The following is a 2027-nucleotide window of genomic DNA, read 5'->3' on the forward strand; positions in this document are numbered from 1 at the left end:
CAAGAGCGACCTGGATTACAAGAGCCCCATGCAGTACCGAAGGGATTTGGGACTAGTCGCATAGGATGGATTTGGTCCAGGATTCCCACCGCAGTCCCAAGTGGCGAAAGATAGATTGACATTAACATGCGGCGGGGGCGCCCGCCGCCATCCTGCGGGCCAGCACGTCGACGGTCGCGTCGTCTGGGATCCGGCCGCCCTCGATCACCGCCTGCGCCGCGGAGCAGGCGGCGTCGAAGCCGGACGGGCCGGCCGCCCGCTCGATCGACCTGAGCACGCGGCGGCGGCCGGCCGCATCGAGGGAGTCTATTGCCCGGACGAGGCCCTCGGGCATGTCGCGCCTGATCACGGACTCGCCGAAGGCGCGGGGCCGCGCCACGAGCGCCGGCACGAGGGAGAGCGGGTTGCGCACGATGGGCCCGTCGCCGAACGCGCGCTTGAGCACCGCGACCCGCCGCCCGCGGTCCGCCAGGATCTCCACCGTGTCCGCCCGGACGCCGCAGAGGAGCTCCCGGGAGTGCCAAGCGGGGCCGGCGAGATAGCCTCGGCCGTCCACGGTCACCACGCCGCGCTTGTCGGCGCGGCACCTCGCCCAGCGCACGGCGTCGAAGGGCGACGACGGCAGCGCGAGCATGGCGGCCAGGTCCTCGGCGAGCACCTCCGGGGTCGGGCGGCCGTCCCGCGCCCGCGAGGCGGCGTTCAAGCGGCCGCACCCGTCCCTGAGCAGGTCGTTCAGCTCGGCGAGCGAGCCGACCGCGGGCACGGGGACGAGCAGGTTGCGGCGGATGAACCCGACCGCGTTCTCCACCGACCCCTTCTCGTTGCCCGAGTACGGGTTGCAGTAGCGGCTGCCCATTCGGTAGTGGGCGCGGAACAGCGAGAAGAGGTGGGATTCGGTCACCTCGCCGCGCAGGCGCCTCCCGGCCTCGGCGGCGTTGTCGAGCACGAGCTCGCGGGGCGCCCGCCCGATCCACCCGAAGACGCCGGCCAGCCCCGCGCACATGCACTCGGCGCGCTGGGACATGCCGGCGACGGCGTAGCGCGCGTTCGAGTGGGGCAGCGCGACCACGAGCAGCTTCAGGCGCAGCCTCTCGCCCGCGACCACCGCCTCGAAGTTGCCGTAGTCCGCCTGCGCGGTGCCGGGCGCCCACTCGAGCTCGAGGTAGCCGCCGCCCGCGCGAGCCGCCCGCGCGAGCCGCCGCCCGCGCACGTGGCGCTGCACGGCGGAGTAGGAGCCCCCGTGGCGCCTCTCCTCGACGAGCCGGCCGTGGATCCTCTTGGCGGTGTGGCGCTGCTTGCGCGGGGCGCCCGGGTCGGCCTCGAGCACCCCGTCGATCCAGGCGGCGTGCGGGTCGATCGCCGGGTGCGGCCTGTCTGCGGGCGCGGGGGGCTCCGGCGACAGGTCCTCCATGTCGGCGTACTTGGCGACGGTGTTGCGGCTGAGCCGGAGCCTGCGGGCCATCTCGGCCCGCGGCACCCCCTCCGCATCCATCGAGCGTATATCATTTCTCACGTCCAGGGGCACGGTCATCTCCTCCATCCTTCCCGGGCGGTCTCGCCAAAGCACGCGCCCGGGACAACCATACGGCGGGGGCCGCGCCCCTGGTCCAAGGGGGCGCGGCCCTCATGCTCAAACTGCTCATTTTTCGGTGCACGCGTTGCTCAGGAACCGGTGCTCATTCGGACCATTTCATATTGCACATCAACAGAGCTCGGAAGCGACCTCGAGGGCCTTGGCCTCGGCGGCCTCCCGCGACTCCATCGCGTGGATCGCCTTGAGCATGGCGGCGACCCTCGGGCGCTTGGACTTTGGCAGGTACCGTCAAGATTCTTGCGCACTTTTCGACAGCCCCCTAGGCCCGCCCTCCGATGCGGCTACCCCTCCAGCAGAGTCACTTCCAGGTAGCGACGGGAGCCCCACTCGCTCTCGGCCACGTACTTGAGCCTGGCGGTGACGAGCATGAGCGCGGACCTCCCGTCGGGGAAGGTGCCGACCGCGCGGGTGCGCCTGCGTATCTCCCCGTTCA

1 protein-coding gene and 1 pseudogene are annotated in these 2027 nt (G+C 71.5%); both read right to left on the minus strand.

What is annotated here, in order from left to right; all coding sequences use genetic code 11:
- Positions 1–121: 121 nt before the first annotated feature.
- Positions 122–1531: an IS21 family transposase gene (gene istA / locus C1717_RS00010; protein ID WP_102371178.1), complete on the minus strand. Its 1410-nt coding sequence runs from the start codon at positions 1529–1531 to the stop codon at positions 122–124.
- A 344-nt stretch (positions 1532–1875) separates the two neighbouring features.
- Positions 1876–2027: pseudogene (locus tag C1717_RS10755) on the minus strand (IS256 family transposase); the annotation flags it as partial.

It is taken from the genome of Enorma phocaeensis, from assembly GCF_900186505.1.
GTDB lineage: Bacteria > Actinomycetota > Coriobacteriia > Coriobacteriales > Coriobacteriaceae > Enorma > Enorma phocaeensis.

Coding starts and splice junctions, on each gene's coding strand:
- istA (WP_102371178.1), bottom strand. CDS start 1,531: ATGACCGTGCCCCTGGACGTGAGAAATGATATACGCTCGATGGATGCG.